The 20,003-nt window shown below is 59.4% G+C and carries 14 protein-coding genes; 9 read left to right on the top strand and 5 right to left on the bottom strand.

The window, feature by feature from the left end; genetic code table 11:
- Positions 1-249: 249 nt before the first annotated feature.
- The gene (locus GNZ12_RS41410; RefSeq protein ID WP_172318389.1) at positions 250-552 is read right to left on the bottom strand and encodes a hypothetical protein; all 303 of its coding nucleotides are present in this window, start codon (positions 550-552) and stop codon (positions 250-252) included.
- Positions 553-1,435: 883 nt separating this feature from the next.
- Here GNZ12_RS41410 and GNZ12_RS41405 point away from each other — a divergent pair.
- Positions 1,436-2,386 (top strand): AraC-like ligand-binding domain-containing protein, encoded by a 951-nt coding sequence (locus tag GNZ12_RS41405; RefSeq protein WP_172318387.1) that lies wholly within the window; start codon positions 1,436-1,438, stop codon positions 2,384-2,386.
- Positions 2,387-2,515: 129 nt separating this feature from the next.
- Here GNZ12_RS41405 and GNZ12_RS41400 read toward each other — a convergent pair whose 3' ends face one another.
- Both GNZ12_RS41400 and GNZ12_RS41395 read right to left on the bottom strand, forming a co-directional pair.
- Positions 2,516-3,481: an AraC family transcriptional regulator gene (locus GNZ12_RS41400; RefSeq protein WP_172318385.1), complete on the bottom strand. Its 966-nt coding sequence runs from the start codon at positions 3,479-3,481 to the stop codon at positions 2,516-2,518.
- Positions 3,465-6,164: a winged helix-turn-helix domain-containing protein gene (locus tag GNZ12_RS41395; RefSeq protein WP_172318383.1), complete on the bottom strand. Its 2,700-nt coding sequence runs from the start codon at positions 6,162-6,164 to the stop codon at positions 3,465-3,467. Before GNZ12_RS41395 ends, GNZ12_RS41400 begins: the two co-directional genes overlap by 17 nt.
- A 519-nt stretch (positions 6,165-6,683) precedes the next feature.
- Here GNZ12_RS41395 and GNZ12_RS41390 point away from each other — a divergent pair.
- Positions 6,684-7,106: a VOC family protein gene (locus GNZ12_RS41390; protein WP_172318381.1), complete on the top strand. Its 423-nt coding sequence runs from the start codon at positions 6,684-6,686 to the stop codon at positions 7,104-7,106.
- Between the two features lie 137 nt (positions 7,107-7,243).
- Here the strand turns inward: GNZ12_RS41390 and GNZ12_RS41385 are convergent, their stop codons facing one another.
- Positions 7,244-7,906 (bottom strand): dihydrofolate reductase family protein, encoded by a 663-nt coding sequence (locus GNZ12_RS41385; protein ID WP_172318431.1) that lies wholly within the window; start codon positions 7,904-7,906, stop codon positions 7,244-7,246.
- A 593-nt stretch (positions 7,907-8,499) separates the two neighbouring features.
- On the opposite strand from GNZ12_RS41385, the gene GNZ12_RS41380 reads away from it, so the two are divergent.
- The 3 genes from GNZ12_RS41380 to GNZ12_RS41370 are packed head-to-tail and all read left to right on the top strand — an operon-like array spanning position 8,500 to position 13,887.
- A complete protein-coding gene (locus GNZ12_RS41380) occupies positions 8,500-9,846 on the top strand; it encodes a 2-hydroxycarboxylate transporter family protein (RefSeq protein ID WP_172318379.1) in 1,347 nt (448 codons plus the stop codon).
- Between the two features lie 27 nt (positions 9,847-9,873).
- On the top strand, positions 9,874-11,160 hold the full coding sequence (locus GNZ12_RS41375) for an ATP citrate lyase citrate-binding domain-containing protein (protein WP_172318377.1): 1,287 nt from the start codon (positions 9,874-9,876) through the stop codon (positions 11,158-11,160).
- 27 nt (positions 11,161-11,187) lie between these two features.
- Positions 11,188-13,887 carry a CoA-binding protein gene (locus tag GNZ12_RS41370; RefSeq protein ID WP_172318375.1) on the top strand — a complete coding sequence of 900 codons (2,700 nt, stop codon included), beginning with the start codon at positions 11,188-11,190 and terminating at the stop codon, positions 13,885-13,887.
- Positions 13,888-13,925: 38 nt separating this feature from the next.
- Here the strand turns inward: GNZ12_RS41370 and GNZ12_RS41365 are convergent, their stop codons facing one another.
- Positions 13,926-14,315, bottom strand: coding sequence for a hypothetical protein (locus GNZ12_RS41365; protein WP_172318373.1), 390 nt, complete (start codon positions 14,313-14,315; stop codon positions 13,926-13,928).
- A gap of 623 nt (positions 14,316-14,938) precedes the next feature.
- On the opposite strand from GNZ12_RS41365, the gene oxlT reads away from it, so the two are divergent.
- From oxlT to GNZ12_RS41345, 4 genes are all read left to right on the top strand, one after another.
- On the top strand, positions 14,939-16,267 hold the full coding sequence (gene oxlT, locus GNZ12_RS41360; protein WP_172318371.1) for an oxalate/formate MFS antiporter: 1,329 nt from the start codon (positions 14,939-14,941) through the stop codon (positions 16,265-16,267).
- A gap of 63 nt (positions 16,268-16,330) precedes the next feature.
- Positions 16,331-18,073 carry an oxalyl-CoA decarboxylase gene (oxc, locus tag GNZ12_RS41355; RefSeq protein ID WP_172318369.1) on the top strand — a complete coding sequence of 581 codons (1,743 nt, stop codon included), beginning with the start codon at positions 16,331-16,333 and terminating at the stop codon, positions 18,071-18,073.
- Between the two features lie 26 nt (positions 18,074-18,099).
- Positions 18,100-19,350, top strand: a complete 1,251-nt coding sequence (gene frc, locus GNZ12_RS41350; protein ID WP_172318367.1) for a formyl-CoA transferase — start codon at positions 18,100-18,102, stop codon at positions 19,348-19,350.
- A 141-nt stretch (positions 19,351-19,491) separates the two neighbouring features.
- Positions 19,492-19,923, top strand: a complete 432-nt coding sequence (locus GNZ12_RS41345; RefSeq protein ID WP_172318365.1) for a PAS domain-containing protein — start codon at positions 19,492-19,494, stop codon at positions 19,921-19,923.
- The last annotated feature ends 80 nt before the right edge of the window (positions 19,924-20,003 follow it).

The raw sequence follows: 20,003 nt of genomic DNA, 5'->3' as shown, positions 1-20,003 counted from the left end.
GACGATTCAGGCCATGGCGGCGGTGTCCACCGGCCGAACCGAGACGGATGGCAATCGTTTCAGGTCGACCCGTTGCAGTCAATTGACCCGCTCGAAACCCGTCACTCAGCGAAACAAGCCCAGCGGCAGATTCCTGAAAGAGAAAACGCGCAGATTTATCTGCGCGTCTCAACGTTATTCCCTCAACAGACCAAGGACGTCTAGGCACCACTCAATCAACGACACAAGGCTGCAAGCAATCCGGTCAATTTATGCGCCGCCGAAAAACACGGGCTTCATTCCATCATTCGGGTCCGGGCGAACAGAGCCTTGAATTTTATGTCCCAAGTGGGAGACGGCGGTGCCGAACGAACGCAGTTCATGATGGCTGCCCGACGCTGAAGTACCGTCAGCAACGCCGCCAAAATCGGTCGCAGCGTCACTTCCTGGATTCACGCTAGTTTGTGCGGCCTGAACATTGGTCGGAGCGACCGCTTCGTTAGATTGAGCAAAAGATGAGGCAGCCGGAATTGCAAGAGCAGCTGCGACGATGAGCGATTGAACGAGTTTCATGATGCTGACCTCCAGACTTCGTTTGTCCGCAAACGCCCGTTTGCGTTTCAGTGCTTGCAGTCTAGGCTGAGGCCTGCTCGCCATTAAGTACTTGCAGAACAAAACAATGTTGTAGAAATAAGTACAAACCCTTAGGACCAAACGTCACGTACGCAGCAGCTTGCGTTCGCCCCGCCATCTACACCACCATGACCTCAGCTCGCGTTCCAATGGAACATGCGCTGATTGTCAACAATTTGGCTGCTCGTATCGAATGACGGGAGCTGGTCGGGCATCGTTTCAGGCGCGTGACATAAACCGACCCACAAGGGACAATCATGTCGCTCGAAAGCGGACAATCAAAGCTGCCGTAATCGGCTGCTTATTCCACGCCTTACTCTTCAATCAAAACTGTCGATCATGATTCGACTAGCTCAAATCGCGCCACGACGTCCGCGTTACGCATTCTTATTCAGCCATGAGACGCAGCAATCGCCATCGGCCTGTTTTGAGGGCAACCGTGGATATATAAGGCCGCATCGTATCTAGGTTACCTAATCGATTTTCGATGCCACGCATCCAAAGAATACGGGCAATATCCAGTCGCGCGCTTGAACTGTTCTGCGAGTTTGGGTGAGTAGATTTCGCCGGTGGCTCTGTGTCCGACGAAGATGGTGCCGACCGAAAAGAAGCCCCGATCTTGGCTTGAATACCATGATGGCCGCGAGGAGTACATCTGCTTCCCATTCGCTCACGTGCGCCATTCCTCGCGGTGGAAGCGAGTGTGCAGGCCCTAACGTTGGGAATTTTCATGAAAGGAAGATGTCAGAATTTGCGACGAAACGAAGGTTGCACACGAGCGAGTTTCAAGCGTACATTTGGACAAATTCTGCGCGAGCGTGCTATGAGATCCACCTTCTCACTTGATGATCTGCCCATCAGCAGCCGGTTCCAATACTGGTGCGATCTCTCGGAAACGCTGTTCGTCCCCGTAAGCCTGGAATGCGACACTCCCGAGACCTTCACCGCCAAGTATGACGGAAGGAACTTTGGTCCGACCAGGTTCGGCACGTCATATATGGGCCGGCTTAAAGTCAATCGAACGTCTGAACATATTGCCCGCTCTCAGGCTGACCCGGTCAAGCTCATTGTGCCGTTATCGGGTGCAATCACTATTAGCCAGGACAAAAAGCATACGGTCGTACGCCCCGGGCAATTCTACCTGGTTGATCCAGTCAGGCCATACCAGGAGCAGATTATTGAAGGTTTGACGTTCCACTGGGCACATATCCCCAGAGAAGCAGTGACGTCAAGGATTGGTCGGATTGAACAGGTGACTGCGACGGCCTTTAGCAATAGATCGCCTTATGGGCGACTCTCTACCGACTTCATCCATAGCATTTCGCACGTATTGGATTCGGTGGAAGGAGCAGCGGCGGAACACATCAGCGCTGTGGCGTTAGATTTGTTCACGATGGCGTGTTGGGAGCAAACAGACAAGCTTCAACCTCGCAGCACTATCCACAGATCGGCATTGAGGCATCGAGCCAAGGCGTTTATTGATGAACATTTATCGGATCCAGATCTGACACTAGGCGATGTGGCTGCAGCGTTGGGAATATCGACGCGATATGTTGGCGGCTTGCTTGTAGAGGGCGGAATTGCTTATCGCCAATACGTTCTGGACCAGAGACTTGCCCGTTGCGCGCGTGACCTCATTGATCCCCGGATGGGCCAACAGTCCGTTACCTGTATCGCGTTTTCGTGCGGCTTCAACGACGGCGCGCATTTCAGTCGCGCATTCAAAGCAGCATACGGCATGTCCCCGCGCGATTACCGCGCGTCAAGGCAGTAACGCCGTTTTGAAATAGAAAGATGGACGCCAACGAAATCCGACGACTGATTATCAATCGTGGTCCGCAAGGGCGCGATCTGAAGGGTCGGTTTTTTGGAGCGCCGTATTCAGCATGCGTTTTCATACAGACTAGCAATCGGTTGAGCCCTTTCGCAGCCGGTAGTCGTCGGGAGATATGTCATACGCCGCTTCAAATGCCTTGCGAAAGCAGTCGATATGCAGCCAACCAACCATATTGCTGATGTCATTTACGCTGTGAGCGGCGAAGCGTGGATCCGACAGCATACGAAAGCTTCGCGTTAACCTGCGCGCCTGCACGTAATCCTGAAATCCAGGACCGGCCTGTGCAGTCAGGCGCCGCACTTCTTGTGTTGAAAGACCGAGTGCCGCCGCGACTGTTTCTGCAGATAGGCCGCGATCCGCCACACGTTCGTCGATAAAGAGCCTGATCCACAGTAACAGTTCCGACGAATCCGTGTCGTTCGTTATAGCCGGCGAATCGGTATACGCGTTAAACGCGAGTCCTAGAAGACTCAACACGTGCGCCGCCACCTGTTCAGACTGGGGACTGGAAAGCTCATCCCACACGGTCGACAGGCTGCGAACGAACTCGATCGCGAGCCGTGCATGCGGTTGATCGACGGAGTGAGTGAGGCCCGTAACTTTTTGGGTCGAACCGATTCGGGCAACGATGTCCTCCCGGGGCACGTGCATCCACAGGAAATTGCAGTTCCTGAGTGTCAACTCTTCATAAGGACGCGCAGGATCTACGATAGCGAGTTGTCCTGGGCCAATCAGTGCATCCTTGCCATCTTGCCTTAAATGGATTCCGCCGGTTAAAGGCATCCAGATGCCGACTGGGTCCGCTGCGGAACGGCCTATGTGATACGAAGTGCGGGACACACGCTGCGCTTCACTCAGAAACGCCGATCCGACGAAGAGCCTTCCCAGTGGACGTCCGTCCCACTTGGCCGTGAAGGTCTCTGTTTCGTCGCAGCTCACTGACACCGGCACATGCAAGGTTTCCGATACATCCCGCCAGTACTCGTACCGCTCGGAGAGGGGAAGATCTTCAAGGTCAAATGTCGAGCGCATGTACTGAATCTCCGTGCTGTAGTCTATCTGCCTGCGGTGGGGTGATGTGCTTCACTCCCCAATTGAACGGTCCATTCTCACGGGTTGAAAGGATCTTTCTCTTTACGCGGCACAATTCGGCGTGAAGCCAATGTTCTCCGGTCAGGTTCCCATGCTCAATTGCCTGATCGACAGCTTTCAGTGCGTTCATTGCGTCGCCACAGTTCGCAAGCGCCTGGCCGTATCGGCACAACAGGAAGGTCAGCGGCGCACGGAAACCCGTTTGTGCCAAGTGCTCAATAGCGATCGAAAAAAGCCGCAGTTGACCGGAGTTCGGCGATGCCGCGGCGGCAACGCATTGTTCATAACATGCGCAAACCGCAATCCATATAGGGAACGACATCCGGGAGACCCTCTCGCGAAGAGCGGCGATCGCTTCGCGCGCTCGCACCAGGTCGTCCGACAGGATTGCCAACGGAATAGCCGCTTCGACCAGTACGTAGCACGTGACCATCTCATTGTCGTAATCGATCGCCGCCTCGAGGGTCGACTGAGCTAATTCCAAGGCGCGTTGCACCGAGCCTTGGACCCAAAGTACACGGGAGAGCGTCGCGCGTGCGGCGATTCCGTGTTCGATACGGAACCCGGTCGTGCTCCAGCGATGCTCAGAATGATCGTAGGCAGCCAGCATCTCCTCGAGTCTCGCGCGCGCCTGTCGTTGATCGCCGAGGTAATGCAGCGTGATCCCTTCGATGCCGATGCCAAGCAGGGACCGCGCCACATCTGCCTGTCCACGCGCGAGGTCGCAGAAGCGTCGAGCCATGAGCAATGCGGCCTTGGGTTCACCGCCATACTGATGCGCATTCCAAAGACCCCATAACGCGCGCGCCTCGTATTCTGTGTTCCTCTGTAACACCGCGTCGGCATACAGGTTCATCCACTCATGCCGGGCATCTGGACCAGGACCTTTCGTATAAACAAGTCCAGCAGCCAAAGCGGCGCGCAATTTCAGTACGGCCTCTGGCGGGATTTCCCTATTCATTGTCGAGTTATAAACAGCCAGTGCTTGCCTTGCACGGCTACAACATTCACTCAAAAGTGGCAGGTCGAAGAGGTAGGGAACGGTCGCCGACGCAAGTGCAACGCCCATCGACGGATCGCCCGACGACGAGAACGACCACTCAAGCGCTGCGCGGACGTTGTCAAGCTCACAGGTAAAATCTGCCTGCCTTTTTTCATCCGTTCGTTCGGTCGCGTGCGCCGGGGCCTCACCGAACAGCGTCAGCAAATACCGTGCGTGCATAGCCAAAGCCGCATTTCGCTCGCCGTTGTCGTCAAGCTGCTGCAAAGCGTAGTCGCGGGTAGTTTCGAGAAGGCGGTAGCGCCGGCCATTGCCATCGAGTTGAGCCGCGACCATCGATTTACTCACGAGGCCGCAGAACGCGTCGAGCGTCTCCCAAGTGGACACGTCGCGGTCCACCGTGAGGAAGCGAATAGCATCAAAAGTAAAGCCACCAATGAATACGCCCAAGCGACGCAACACGGATCGCTCGATATCGCTTAACAGCCGGTAACTCCAATCCAGCGTCGCCCTCATCGTCTGATGTCGCGGCGGTGCAGTCCGGCAACCGCCCGTAAGAATCCGTAGACGGTCGTTGAGACAATTGCCAAGCACTTCAATGCCAATTAGGGCGGCCCTTGCGGCGGCTAGTTCGATCGCCAGCGGTATGCCGTCGAGCGCGCGACACACGGCACCTATCAATAGAACAGTTCTTTCGTCCACCGTGAATTCGGGCGCGACTTCCCGCACCCGAGCGAGGAAGAGCTGGGCGGCGCCGGTTAGCAGCACGGCGCCTCCTGTACTTACCGCCTCAGGTACAACAAGGGGGGGCACAGGGTACAGCGCCTCATCGGGTATTCGTAAAGGCTCGCGGCTCGTCGCCAGGATGACGTGGCCGGAATTTCGCAACGCCAACGCAATGTTCGCCGCGCTGCCGACAACATGTTCGCAGTTATCCAACACGATAAGCAGCCGCTTACCGCGCACCGCATCGACGATCGTGTTGACTGAAAGCGGTGCACTCGCGTTATTCATGCGCAGCCCGGCGGCCGCCGCGTCGAGCGCAAATCGTTCATCCGTTACCGATGAGAACGATATCACCGCCACACCGTCGGGAAACGCTGGAGCTACTTTTCTGGCAGCTTCGATCGCGAGGCGGGTCTTGCCGATCCCCCCGGTGCCGACTAGCGTCACCATTTCACGGCGTTTCAACACAGTCAGAACTTCCGCCAACGTTAGATCGCGCCCGAAGAGGTCCACGATGCTACCGTTTGATATGGTCTGCGAGTCGTCAATGGACGCGACCAGAGCAGCATCAGACTGTGTATTGCACGAATGTTCCGCGCGGACCGCGTTGGTGCATTGCAGTAACTTATAGCCACGACCGGAAACCGTTCTGATCAATTGGCTGCTGGAACCGAAAACCTTTCTCAATGCGGAAATCTGCACCTGCAGATTGTTTTCTTCCACCACGGTTCTCGGCCAGACAACGCGCAAGATTTCGTCTTTTGACACCAGCTCGCCATTGGCGTTGTTCAGAAGTTCCAGGATATCGAAAGCGCGGGAGCCAACTCGAAGCGGAGCGCCGTTGCGACGTACTTCGCGCATTACGAAGTCAATCTCCAGATCACCAATGCGTAACACGGCAACCTCCTGTCTTCAAACGTATGCATACGCGGTGGCCAATGAGATGTGATGGACCGCACGCTAACCAATTCGCCGGTCATCGAATCCGGCGTGAATGAAGTTGCCCGGAACCCTAGTCTTCATCGTCTCTATGGCTGGAATGCAAACTGGTTAAGATGCACCAGTCCAGTGCATCTTAACGAGCTGAATCTACGTTGACTTGTATTGAGTCCCACAGAAAGTTGCCTCAGACGGAACAGCGCGTGGGTTGTTCCAGTTCTAGCCATGCTTCGCTACCTCGCAATCGGCAGCATTGTTGCTGCAAAACACGCGTGGGACCGATGCGACCAATCTGCAACCATAGTTTAGCCAGCGGCTGCTCTCGCTCGGGACAGCGATTGAAAATCATCTAGCGGGCCTCGGCCGGCCGCTCCTGGCCGCATTGAGACGAATGACGATCGTCTCCGGTCGCCCCTTTGCGGACATCCGGCGCTCGGAGGACAATGCCCTTGCGAATCTCTTCCAAGGCTGCGCAACATGGCCAAATTTCAGCCTGATGGATGGCATACCGTCACACCCCGAATCGTCGTACGGGATCCGGAAAACCTGATCACATTCATCAAGATGGTGTTTCAGGCACTGGGCGAATTCCGTCGCGGGCTGCCTGCCGAAATCATGATCGGCGATTCCGTCGTGATGGTTAGCGGCGGAGACGGCCTCCGCGATCCGATGCCGGCATTTCTGTATGTCTACGTTGAGGACGCCGATTCAACCTTCCAGCGAGCGATTGCGGCGAATGCGATCTCGCTCGAAGTTCCAACCGACATGCCATACGGCGACAGGCGAGCGATGGTAAGAGATCCGTGGGGAAACACATGGCAAATTGCCACACACCACCGCGACCTCCCGGCTGCCGAGAGCTGCCCGGACCCGATTGCAGAGACGCGTCCATCGCAATGATCCGCCGATCTGCCATGGGCGTTTTCTCGTCATGCGACCGCGGAATCCAGCAAGAACATTGGCGCCACAATCAAAGAAAAAACCACAACGTTCCGGTTCAGCGACGGCGCGGCAGCGCCGTCCGCTGCAACCGGTTGTTAGGCGTCGTTATGCCCTTGACGCCGGAGTACAACATGGGTGGCTTTCTCCGACGCAACGAACTGAACGCATTCGTATCCCAGAGCGCGTGCGTCAATCCCCTCGAACAGTCGCTCTCCCCCGCCCAGCAGGACCGGCGAGATAGCGAAGTGCAGTTCATCGATGAGGCCCGCACGAAGATATTGCTGGATAGTGTTAGCTCCGCCGCCAATGCGCACATCCATTCCGTTGGCTGCTTCGCGCGCCCGGTCAAGCGCCTCGTGAATACCGCCCGTGACGAAATAGAATGTCGTTCCGCCTTCCATCTGGATGGGCGCGCGTGCGTGATGAGTCAAGATGAAAGTTGGAACGTGATAGGGTGGGTTGTCCCCCCACCAGCCTTTCCAGTTCATGTCGGGCCAGGAACCGCGAATCGGTCCGAACATGTTTCTTCCGAGAATCCAGGCGCCAACATTCTTGAAGCCCCGCGCAGCGAAGTCGTCATCGATCCCCGTGGTGCCACCGTCGGCGCCAAATAGGGTCCGTTGGAACGTGCGTGTCGGGACTAGCCACTGGTGCAAATCTGTCCCGCCCAGGCCGAGCGGATTCCCAATGTCCTGATTCGGACCCGCTCCGTATCCGTCAAGCGAGATGGTAAAGCCCTCAACTCGGACGCGTGTCATTTTCATGCCTTCCTTTCGATTGACGCCTAACGTAATGTCAACCGCAAGACCTGCGGCTTATATCGGTCACTGCGATATACATTGGCCGTAAGAATTCTAAAAGAATGCCTTATCAGCTTGTTCTTCAGCGTTCATTGAAAAAATTCAGCTAAATAAAATGCCCGTGAAACCCCACACTCAACAACGCGCAATCGGGCAGTAGTATTGCAATGAAATATGCCGCCTGCCAATCAAAAGTTGCGATACGGCATCGAATAGGTCCGATGCGGGAATGTCGAAAAATGGCCGACTGTCGCCTTCCGGCGATGTCAGCAAAGGCTGAATCCGGCCGCTAGGGTATGCACGGTATCCGTGCCAGACACACGATGCTACGCTTGAAGTTGCTTTGCGCACGACACTAATTAAACGCAGACTTCAGCCACACTGCGGACAAACCGTCTGGCCGCCACGGCAACCATGACGAATGTCTTTGGCACTCCATAAAGTCGATAGCGCGCTGAATAAGCGATGCCCGCGCAGCACCCTCACCACGCACGTCGCTCAGGCACGATGTGGCGGTGGCAAGCAGCCGGCTATCCGTTCAGGAGACTTCCATGAAGACAGCGGCTTCCACCCCTCTCCCGCCAGACCAGACGAAGAAGCAGGCCTTCTGGCCCCAAGGATGGTGGCGGCTGATGGAGATCCGCATCGGCATCATTCCGCTGCCGGTCTACGTGGTTGCCGGCGCGCTCATCGCCATTCTGGTCTATATCGACAAGCTGCCGAACGAGATCTCGCTCGTGATCGTGATGTTTGCGTTCTTCGGCTTCACACTGGCCGAAATCGGTAAGCGCATTCCGGTCATCCGCGCGATCGGTGCGGCCGCCATCTTTGCGACCTTTATCCCGTCCGCGCTGGTGTATTACAAGTTGCTGCCTGCGCAGGTCGTGAAGGTCACCATCGAGTTCACCAAGACCACCAATTTTCTTTACCTGTTTATTGCTTCCATTATTGTGGGCAGCATCCTGAGCATGGACCGGCAGGTCCTGATCAAAGGCTTCCTCAAGATCTTCGTGCCACTCGGTGTCGGAACGATCACGGCCGGCGCTGTCGGGACAGCCGTCGGTACGGCGCTGGGCCTGGGCGCCTATCACACGTTCTTTTTTATCGTCGTACCGATCATGGCGGGTGGCGTCGGCGAAGGGGCCATTCCGCTGACCGTCGGATACGCCGGGATCCTGCATCAGGACCCAGGTGTCCTGTTTGCGACCGTTCTGCCTCCGGTCATGCTCGGCAGCCTGGCGGCGATCATTTTCGCCGGTACGTTGAACTTCGTCGGCAAGCGATACCCTCGTTTCACGGGCGAAGGGCGCTTGCAGCCTGGCGAGCACGGTGAGATGGACCCTGCCCAGCAAGAAATCTCAGGACATATGGATGTGACCCATATCGCCGCGGCGGGCATCACCGCGCTGACGCTCTACGTTGTCGGGATCTTGTGCCAGCGACTGTTCGGCCTGCCGGCGCCGGTCGCGATGCTGTTCATCGCGGTGGTCCTGAAACTGACGCAGGCAGTGTCTCCGCAGTTGCAGGAAGGCGCTTACGTTGTGTACAAGTTTTTCTCCACGGCCGTCACCTACCCGTTGCTGTTCGCCATTGGCGTGTCGCTGACGCCATGGGACAAGCTGATGGCCTCCTTCACCCTGCCGACCCTCATCACCATCGTGTCGACCGTCGCCACCCTGATGGCGATCGGTGCTTTGGTGGGGTACTGGATGAAGATGTATCCGATTGACACGGCCATCGTGAATGCCTGCCACAGCGGCCAGGGTGGCACGGGCGACGTCGCCATCCTGACGGCCGCCAATCGCATGACGCTGATGCCGTTCGCCCAGATCGCGACCCGGATCGGCGGGGCGATTACCGTGACGACCGTGCTGATTGTCCTGTCGCGCGTTGTCTAGCCAGTACCTCTCCACCGCGAGGTCACCATGCAAGTCACCGGTATGCTGTACGGAGCCAGAATGCTCCAGTTCGTCGACTTCCCGACCACTGAAGTGCTCGGCCCCGACGCCAGCGAAGAAGATATCCGCGCCATGATCGATAAGCATGGTCTGGTATTCATCAAGCCGGTGTTCAAGGGCGGCGTCGGCAAGAAGGGCAAGTCCGGGCTGATTGGCAAGGCCGCTGACCTGAAGACCGCGCTGAAGGAAAAGGAGCGTCTGTACTTCGTCGAGCACCGCATCGGCAACACGGTGGCCAAGGCCAACGGCGTCACCTTCGAGGCCGGCGTGCCGGCCGAGCACGAGGTCTACTTCTCGATCACCGACTCGACGCATTTCCGTGCGCCGACGATGACGCTGACCCACCACGGCGGCGTCGACATCGAGGAGCTCGACAGGACCCAGGTGGCGCAGGTGCCATTCGATCCGCTCACGGGGCTAAAAGCGTTCGTCGTCGCCAATGCGCTGTCCGCGCTCGGGGCGCCCAAGCAGATCATTTCGCCGCTGGTGCAGCACCTGCCCAAGCTGTGGGAGCTGTACCACGACTACGGCATGACGACGCTGGAGTTGAATCCGATCCGCATGCGGGAGGACAAGAAGGGCCGCATGACACCCGTGGCCTGCGACTTCAAATGCGGCTTCGATCGCGACGACCCGCGCTGGCGGCGTCTGAACCTGCCGGCGAGCCTGTTCGCGGTCGACTACTCCGACTTCGAGCAGGAGATCAATCAGCTTCGCACCTACCAGGGCCAGAGCGACGTCTACGTGATCAATGCCGCGGGGACCATCCTCGCGCCGACCTTCGGCGGCGGCGCCAATTCGCTCGTCACGCAGATGCTGGGCGACGACGCCATCATCTCCTCGGACTTCGGCGGCAACCCGCCTTACGAGAAGATGAAGGAGGTCGCACGCATCTGCTTCAAACACTGGATCAAACAGACCAATGTGCTGTTCATCATTGGTGGCAAGTCGAATAACACAGACATCTTCGAGACCTTCCGCGCGATGGCCGATGCGCTGCGCGAGCACTTCAGCCGGCATGGCGCAACGCCGCTGTACGTGGTCATCGGCCGTGGCGGCCCGAACCTCGTGCGCGGCATGGGCGCGATGCGCGACACCCTCGACGCGCTCGGCCTGCCGTACCGGTTTTTCGGCTTCGACTCCGACATGAGCGAGGTCGTGCTGTATGCCCAAAAGGTCGATGCGTGGATGAAAGCCGGTGGCCGCGAGCAGGTCGCCGCCCGGCTCGGCATCGCGGCGAACCAGGCCGCCTGACGGTTGCCCGCGCATAAGGAGCATGTCATGTACAAGCAAGGCGTAGGCGATTTCAAGTATTTCGTTGGCATCAGTTCTCTCGCCCAGGTGGCCACGCGTGAAGACCGGGTCTGCGTGCTCAACATCCTGGGTGGCGAGTCGAGCGACGTGACACCGGTAGGCCATGTTTATTCGGGCGGCAATGTCGTGTTCGGCACCGCGCCGGGCAAGCGCGGCCAGGTGCTGGAGACGTCCTTGGGCAACGTGCCGGTCTACAACAACGTTCTGGAAGGCATCAATGACGGCCATCGCTTCAACTGCGGCGTGATCTACCTGCCGCCCGCGGCGGCGCGTGACGGCGTGGCCGAGTTGATCCGGGTGAATCCGGATCTGAAGAAGATCTTCATCGTCACCGAGAAGCTGGCCGTGCACGACTCGCGCGAGATCCGCGCGATGGGTCAATCCAACGGCATTGACATCTTCGGCGGCAACAGCCTGGGCGTGGCCGATGCCTGGAACCAGGTTCGGATCGGCGGCGCATTGGGCGGCGACCATCCGGAGGAAGCCTTGCGCCGCGGCTCGATCGCGATCTTCTCCAACTCGGGCAACTTCACCACCACCATCGCGACCTATCTGCGCATGGCCGGCTGGGGCACCACCACCTCGATTTCGTGCGGCAAGGATGTCTATATCCACTTCGCGGCGCCCGAGTTCGCCTTTGCGCTCTCCAACGATGCACGCAGCAAGGCGGCAGTGCTCTATGTCGAGCCCGGTGGCTACTACGAGCTCGATGCCACCTTCACCAAGCCGGTGGTGGCGTGCGTGGTCGGGCGCTGGAAATCCAAGCTGACCCGCGCGGTCGGACATGCCGGCGCCATGGCCGGTGGTGCCGACGACGCCCTTAGCAAGGAACGCTGGTTCATGGAGAAATTCGGCGTGGACGGCATCTTCACGCCCGAGCAGCCCGTGTTCTCCGCCAAGGGCGCACTCGTGACCAACATTGCCCACATTCCGGCCGCACTGACTGCGGTGATGGGCGAGAACGCCTGCCGGCCGGACTTCGCGTCAGAGGGCAATCTTGCACTCAAGCCGTGGTTCGGTGCGAGCCACGGTCTGACCTTACCGCCCGAGCTCGACCTGCCGGTCGTCGAGGCGAGCGCGCCATATAACGAACAGATCACGGCGCTGAACCGGCAGATCGGCGCGGTGCCGCCGCGCCAGACGCTGAAGGACGCCTCGGGCGCCTCGCAGATGGATGCCAGGAGCCAAGTCACCAGCCTGTACGGTGTGTCGATGCTCGACGCCGCGCAGTACCCGCTGGAAGCCAACGTCAGCCTCGCGCTGTTGCACGAACCCGGAGGCGAGAACGACCGGCGGCTGATCAATGTCGCCATCGGCGCCGGCCTCAACTTGTACGGTCACCCGGCCCTCGCTGCGGCGCAGGCTGCGCGCGAGGCCGGCAATGCGCCCAACACGGTGCTGGCCGCTGCCGCCAGCATCCTCGGGCCGCGCGCCCAAGGCGAGGCGCGCCAGGCCACGCGGGCGCTGATTGACGCTTTCATGGCGGCCGGCATGAGCGACGCGCTGGACGAAAGCTTCGATCTGAGCCGGATCAAGGTGGATGACCCTAGCCTGTTCGTCCGCCCTGACCCCGACGCCCGCGCCGAGGCGATGCTCGAGGGGCTGCGCGCCAGAGGCGCGAAGTCGGTCTTCGTGCGTTACCTGCAAGGACTACCCGGCCATCCCACCGCGGATGCCGTGCTTGCCGCGATCAGCGCTACCCTGGCGTGGGGGCCGCTGCTGCGCAAACGCGTCTCCCGCCTGACTGCTGAGAGCCTGCCGTGGTGGCTGCGCCTGTTCGGCGCCTTGATCGGCGCGTCGGTGAACGCGGACCAACATCAGCCAGACAGCTTCTGTGGCATCGCGATGAGCGAGATCCTGCAGAACCGGCCAATCAGCGAAATCGCATTCGTCGCGCTGCTTGGCTTCGCACCCCAGCCGGCCGATCTGTTCGCTTTCCAGGTGCTGGTGGGGCTGCTGCTGTCCAACGGGCCAGGCACGATCTCGGCCCAGGGCGCCAAGGGCGCGGTCTCGGCCGACGGACCCGAGGATCCCGAGCGGGTGCAACTCAACAAGGGCCTGGTCGGCTTCCTGACACACACCGGCTACACCCACGGCGGCAACGGCTACGAAGGTATCGCCTTCCTGATCGAGCAGTTCAAGGACACGGGCCTGGTCGATCCGGGCGATCCAAACCATGGTATCGACCTGCAGGCGCTGGCCTTGAAGTATGTCGAGGCCTACGCCCGTTACAAGTCGAACAAGAAGAACACCGGGAGCCTCGACATCCAGAAGATTCCGGGCGTCAATCACCCGGTCTTCAAGGACAAGCCAGTCAATTACGATCCGCGCGAGGTCTTCATTCGCGAGCTGATGGCCAGCCGCAACGAGTACAACGTCTTCCACGAGTTCTATCGCACGCTGGTGCAAACCTTGTTCGATGCAGGCGTGTCGCGCAACGTCTATTGCGTCAACGTGGACGCGGTCATTGCCGCGCTGCTGTTGAGGATGCTGTGGCAGCCGTATCGCAGCGGCGGATATACCGGCTCGGCGCTCGAGACAGCGGCGTTTACGATCTTCCTGTATCCACGCATGCTCGGGTGCGCCGCTGAAGTTGACGACCACATGAACCGCGGTCGCAACATGGACACACGCACGCCGGCGTCGCAGTGCCAGTTTGTCGCCTGATTGACCATGGCGGATCAATCGAGCGGCGCGCGCCGCGTCTAAACACCAGCCAGCGCCGGCAGCGCGATCTCGTACGACACGTGCTCGCGCCGGCTGATCATCTTTGACTGATGGACGACGCCGCTCAGAGGTGGCGCGCTTTCGACGCGCATCGGTACGCGCGCTGGACAGCGAGCCTTTTTCTTCTCGAGAATGGCCCGGCTCAGAAACCCGGCGCTATAAGCATTCAGCAAGTGCGCGTGATGCGCTTCGATGTAAGCGGCGATCTGCGCCTCCTCACCGTCGATCATGGCGAGTGACGCCAGCGTGCGCGCATCCCAACGGAAGCGCAGGCCGAGTTCATCGAAAGCGCTGTTGTAGGCGCACAGTTGCGCCTCGACTTCCGCATCAAGCGCGCTGTCGCGAGCGTCGAACTGGGATGGATTCATGGTCGTCTCCTTCAGGCAAGTGGCATGAGCAAGAATAGGAGCGCGCATCAATAAACAACAGTTAAAGTTTTTTCGAAAGACGATAGTGTTTTGTTTATATATCCGTTTTCCTCCGCTACGACAGTAGCGACATCTGTGTGCCGGGACAGTGACCCTCCCTGCCCCTCCGGCCAACTGCGCAGCAGCCGCGTGTCAATATAGGTGACCTCCGCAATCCACGAATTCGTTGACCAAAAAATCCCCCGAACGCAAACGCGCCGGGAGGTTGGCGCGTGTTCTTGCGGTGCACCTCACGCCCGCTCAGTGGGAGCAGCGTCGTGTTTCTCATCACTCCATAGTCGGCAAAGGCAACCTATCTATTAGGGATGCCTAATGCAAACCATAAAATGTTTTAACTTTTCCTTATCGCTGTTCACGCGCAGCATCCCCTCAGAAGCGCTCCACGCGAAACACCTTTTACCCGGCTGTTGTGCGTTCAACGGGTAAAGCGTTTCGTTAGTGCAATTCCCTCTGACCGACCACTGGCGCCTTATCGCCCGCAGACAAACGGGCGATGAAGCAATTCGATCACGTATGTCCAACGCGCCGCTCGAGCGCGACGGAAACTACAGGAGACGAAAGACATGGAACCTTCCAAGGTATCCGGGAGAGGTACGGCGTTCAGGCACCACCGCTGGGTGCAACTGGCGATCGGCATCGTGTGCATGGGGCTCGTCGCGAACCTGCAATATGCGTGGACGCTATTCGTCGTACCCATGGACAACGTCCACCATTGGGGCCAAGCGGCGATCCAGACCGCGTTCACGGTCTTCATCGTCACCGAAACCTGGCTCGTGCCGGTCGAAGGCTGGCTCGTCGACAAGTTCGGACCGCGCCCGGTTGTGATCGGCGGTTCGCTGTGCGCGGCACTCGGTTGGATCATCGACGCGCACGCGAGCAGTCTCGCCGAGCTTTACGTCGCCGCAGTGATCGCCGGTATCGGCGCGGGTTGCGTGTATGGCACCTGCGTCGGCACGGCGCTCAAATGGTTTCCGGACAAGCGCGGGCTCGCGGCGGGTTTGACCGCGGCAGGCTTCGGTGCCGGCGCCGCCGTCACCGTGATTCCGATCGCCAACATGATCCAGCGCTCGGGTTACCAGCACACGTTCATGTTCTTCGGCATTTTCCAGGGCGTCTCTATTCTGCTGCTCGCCACCATGCTGATACGGCCGAAGCCGCCCGCCACCGCGGTCGCGGCCAAACGCGTGGTCGCAAGCAAGATCGACTACACGCCCGGCGAGATGATCCGTTCGCCGCTCTTCTGGGTCCTGTATCTGATGTTCGTGTTCGTCGCTGCCGGCGGGATCATTGCGACCGCGCAGCTTGGGCCGATCGCGAAGGAATACGGCTTTGCCAAACTGCCGGTGAATCTGCTGGGCATCACGCTGCCGCTGCTCACGATGACGCTGTCGATCGACAACCTGTGCAACGGTTTCACGCGTCCGCTGTGCGGTTTTCTGTCGGACCGCATCGGCCGCGAAAACACGATGTTCATGATCTTTCTCGGCGAAGGCGTCGCGCTGCTGGGGCTCATGCAGTTCGGCCACAACCCCTACGCATTCATGTTCTTCGCCGCCACGGTGTTCCTGTGCTGGGGCGAGATCTTCTCGATCTTCCCGGCGACCTGCGCGGACACGTTCGGCAGCAAATACGCCGCGGCCAATGCGGGGACGCTTTATACCGCGAAAGGTACCGCGTCGATGCTGGTGCCGATCGCATCGGTGCTGTCGGCGAACGGCGGGTGGAGCACCGTGTTCATCTCGGCTGCGGTGATCTCGATCGCGGCAGCCGTGTCCGCGAAGTTCATCCTCGCACCCATGAGAAAGTGCTGGATCGAAAACTCAGGCGCGCCCGCTGGCGCGGTCATCGCCGAAGCGCGGCTGCAGCCGTCGTCCAGCGGCTCGCCTGAATGAACAACAACGTGAGCGCGCAACTCACGACGAACCTCACACGCCCCGTGACCAAGGAGAGACATCATGGCAGAAGCCGATAGGCCCACAGAAGAAGCGACCCTGCAGCAACAGGCAGCCGGGACGACCGACGGATTCCATCTCGTCATCGACGCGCTGAAACTGAACGACATCACCACCATCTTTGGACTGGTCGGTATTCCGATCACCGACCTCGCGCGACTTGCACAAGCGGAAGGGATGCGTTTCATCGGCTTTCGTCATGAACAGCACGCGGGCAACGCAGCGGCCATTTCCGGTTTCATGACGCAAAAGCCAGGCATCTGCCTGACGGTGTCGGCGCCGGGCTTTCTGAACGGCCTGACCGCGCTCGCCAATGCGACCACCAACTGCTTCCCGATGATCCTGATCAGCGGTTCGAGCGAGCGCGAAATCGTCGATCTGCAGCAGGGCGATTACGAAGAGATGGATCAATTGAATGCGGCCAGGCCGTATGCGAAGGCCGCGTACCGCGTGCTGCATGCGGAAGACATCGGCATCGGCGTGGCGCGCGCGATCCGTGCCGCGGTGTCGGGCCGCCCAGGTGGCGTGTATCTGGACTTGCCGGCCAAGCTGCTCGCGCAAACGCTGGACGCCGCGAAGGCGCAGCAGTCGCTCGTCAAAGTGGTCGACGCCGCGCCGCGTCAGTTGCCGGCGCCGGAATCGGTCAAGCGTGCGATCGATGTGCTGAAGAGCGCGAAGCGTCCGCTGATCCTGCTCGGTAAGGGGGCGGCGTACGCGCAGGCTGACGCGGAGATTCGCGCGTTCGTCGAACAAAGTGGCATTCCGTATCTGCCGATGTCGATGGCCAAGGGTCTGTTGCCCGATACGCACGAGCAATCGGCGTCGGCTGCACGCTCGTTCGTGCTGCAGGAAGCCGACGTTGTCGTGCTGATCGGCGCACGCCTGAACTGGCTGCTCTCGCATGGCAAGGGCAAAACATGGGGCGCGGAGCCGAAGAAGTTCGTCCAGGTCGATATTTCGCCGACCGAAATCGACAGCAACGTCGCGATTGCCGCACCGGTGATCGGCGATATCGGCTCGTGCGTAGCGGCACTTCGCACAGGTCTCGATGCGAGCTTCGAAAAGCCGGGCGCTGAGTGGACCGGCGCGATCGCTGAGCGCAAGAGCAAGAACCTCGCAAAGATGGCCGCCACGCTCGACAAGAACCCGTTGCCGATGAATTTCCACAGCGCGTTGCGTGCGATCCGCGATGTGCTGAAGACGCGTCCGGACATCAACGTCGTCAACGAAGGCGCGAACACGCTCGACTACGCGCGCAGCATCATCGATATGTATGAGCCGCGCAAACGCTTCGATTCCGGCACGTGGGGAATCATGGGCATCGGCATGGGCTTTGCGATCGGCGCGGCGGTGACGAGCGGCAAACCGGTTGTCGCAATCGAAGGCGACAGCGCGTTCGGATTCAGCGGCATGGAACTCGAAACCATCTGCCGTTACGACTTGCCTGTGTGCACGATCGTATTCAACAACAACGGCGTGTATCGCGGCACCGACGTGAACCCGACGGGCGGCAAGGACGTTGCACCGACCGTGTTCGTGAAGGGTGCGCGCTACGACAGGATGATCGAGGCATTCGGCGGTGTCGGCCACCACGCGACCACACCGGAAGAACTGACGAAGGCGCTTGTCGAAGCGATCGCATCGGGCAAGCCGACCTTGATCAATGCCGTCATCGATGAAGCGGCCGGCACCGAAAGCGGCCGCCTGACCAATCTGAATCCGCAAAGCGCGGCGATGAAAAAGTAACCCAGAGCAAACACGGAGATAGCAAAGTGAGCAAACCTCTCGAAGGCATCAAAATCATCGACTTCACCCACGTTCAGGCCGGCCCCGCGTGCACCCAGTTACTCGCCTGGTTCGGCGCCGATGTGATCAAGGTCGAACGGCCAGGTTCGGGCGACGTCACGCGCAACCAGTTGCGCGACATCCCCGACGCCGACGCGTTGTACTTTACGATGCTCAACAGCAACAAGAAGTCGCTGACGTTGGACACGAAAAAGCCCGAAGGCAAGGAAGTCCTCGAAAAGCTGATTCGCGAATCTGACGTCCTGGTCGAAAATTTTGGACCGGGCGCGTTGGACCGGATGGGCTTTTCATGGGAACGCCTGAACGAACTCAATCCGAAGATGATCGTCGCTTCGGTGAAGGGCTTCAGCGACGGCCATCACTACGACGACCTGAAGGTCTACGAGAACGTCGCGCAATGTGCGGGCGGTGCGGCGTCCACCACGGGCTTCTGGGACGGTCCGCCGACCATCAGCGCCGCGGCGCTCGGCGACAGCAACACCGGCATGCATCTGGCGATCGGCATTTTGACTGCGCTACTAGGGCGCGACAAAACCGGCAAAGGTCAAAAGGTCGCCGTGTCGATGCAGGACAGCGTGCTGAACCTGTGCCGCGTGAAGCTGCGGGACCAGCAGCGGCTGGAGCGCGTGGGCTATCTTGAGGAATATCCGCAATATCCGCACGGCGAATTCAGCGACGTGGTGCCGCGCGGCGGCAACGCGGGCGGCGGTGGTCAGCCGGGCTGGGTGCTCAAGTGTAAAGGCTGGGAAACAGATCCGAACGCGTATATCTACTTCACGATCCAGGGCCATGCGTGGGAGCCGATCTGCAAGGCACTCGGCAAACCCGAGTGGATCAACGATCCCGCCTACAAGACCGCTGAAGCACGTCAACCGCATATCTTCGAGATCTTCGGCACCATCGAAGCCTGGCTCGCCGACAAGACCAAATTCGAAGCGGTCGACATCTTGCGTCAGTTCGACATTCCCTGCGCGCCGGTGCTGACGATGAAGGAACTGGCCAACGATCCGTCGTTGCGCGCGAGCGGCACGATTGTCGAAGTGCCGCACAAGAAACGCGGCTCGTATCTGACGGTGGGCAGCCCGATCAAGTTCTCGGATATGAAACCGGAAGTCACGGCGTCGCCGCTGCTCGGCGAACACACGGACGAAGTGCTGGCGAGCCTCGGCTACAGCAAGCAGGACATCTTCAATCTGCGCGAAGTCAAAGCGGTTTAATCGAGTGATGGTGTGACGCCGCAGGCCCGTTTGTCGGCTTGGGCCTGCGGATACTGCGTTCCTCGTGGGCGCCGTTTTCAACGCCGTATCCAGCGCAGTTTCCTCGTTAGGGATCTGCGTTTTTGCATTCGAGGGAACACCATGCAAAGCGCTATCGACTTCGAGCAACTCGTCAACTCAATCGGCGACGCGATCATCATGTCCGATGCCGGCGGCAGCATCACCGTCTGGAATCCTGCCGCCGAACGTATGTTCGGCTTTACGTCAGGCGAGGCACTGGGAAAATCGCTGGACCTGATCATTCCAGAACGCTTGCGCGGCCGCCATTGGGACGGCTATCACAAGACCATGGCAACAGGCGAAACCCGTTATGGCAACGACGTGCTGCGTGTCCCCGCCTGGCATAAGGACGGGCGGCCACTGTCGATTGCGTTTACGGTTGCGTTGCTACATTCGCCGCAAAACGAGCTCACCGGCATCGTCGCCGTGATTCGCGACGAAACCAGCCGTTTCCAGGAGGATCGCTTGTTGCGCAAGCGTCTTGCCGAACTGGAAGCGTCCACGAGCGCGTGAGCAGCCACGCAGGAGATACGCGACCTTATCGCTGGCAGCAGAGACTTTGGCAAGCTAACCGATTGGTTTGGAGTCCAATG

This window comes from Paraburkholderia solitsugae (genome assembly GCF_013177695.1).
Classification (GTDB): domain Bacteria; phylum Pseudomonadota; class Gammaproteobacteria; order Burkholderiales; family Burkholderiaceae; genus Paraburkholderia; species Paraburkholderia solitsugae.
The sequence above is the reverse complement of the archived record's forward strand: the minus strand, read 5'-3'. Positions and strand labels throughout refer to the sequence as shown.

Excerpts from the sequence above, each read along its gene's own strand:
- oxc (WP_172318369.1), top strand. The coding sequence starts at position 16,331 with ATGGCAGAAGCCGATAGGCCCACAGAAGAAGCGACCCTGCAGCAACAG.
- GNZ12_RS41345 (WP_172318365.1), top strand. The coding sequence starts at position 19,492 with ATGCAAAGCGCTATCGACTTCGAGCAACTCGTCAACTCAATCGGCGAC.
- GNZ12_RS41405 (WP_172318387.1), top strand. The coding sequence starts at position 1,436 with ATGAGATCCACCTTCTCACTTGATGATCTGCCCATCAGCAGCCGGTTC.
- GNZ12_RS41375 (WP_172318377.1), top strand. The coding sequence starts at position 9,874 with ATGCAAGTCACCGGTATGCTGTACGGAGCCAGAATGCTCCAGTTCGTC.
- GNZ12_RS41410 (WP_172318389.1), bottom strand. The coding sequence starts at position 552 with ATGAAACTCGTTCAATCGCTCATCGTCGCAGCTGCTCTTGCAATTCCG.
- GNZ12_RS41385 (WP_172318431.1), bottom strand. The coding sequence starts at position 7,906 with ATGACACGCGTCCGAGTTGAGGGCTTTACCATCTCGCTTGACGGATAC.
- GNZ12_RS41370 (WP_172318375.1), top strand. The coding sequence starts at position 11,188 with ATGTACAAGCAAGGCGTAGGCGATTTCAAGTATTTCGTTGGCATCAGT.
- GNZ12_RS41400 (WP_172318385.1), bottom strand. The coding sequence starts at position 3,481 with ATGCGCTCGACATTTGACCTTGAAGATCTTCCCCTCTCCGAGCGGTAC.
- GNZ12_RS41365 (WP_172318373.1), bottom strand. The coding sequence starts at position 14,315 with ATGAATCCATCCCAGTTCGACGCTCGCGACAGCGCGCTTGATGCGGAA.
- GNZ12_RS41380 (WP_172318379.1), top strand. The coding sequence starts at position 8,500 with ATGAAGACAGCGGCTTCCACCCCTCTCCCGCCAGACCAGACGAAGAAG.
- GNZ12_RS41390 (WP_172318381.1), top strand. The coding sequence starts at position 6,684 with ATGGCCAAATTTCAGCCTGATGGATGGCATACCGTCACACCCCGAATC.
- oxlT (WP_172318371.1), top strand. The coding sequence starts at position 14,939 with ATGGAACCTTCCAAGGTATCCGGGAGAGGTACGGCGTTCAGGCACCAC.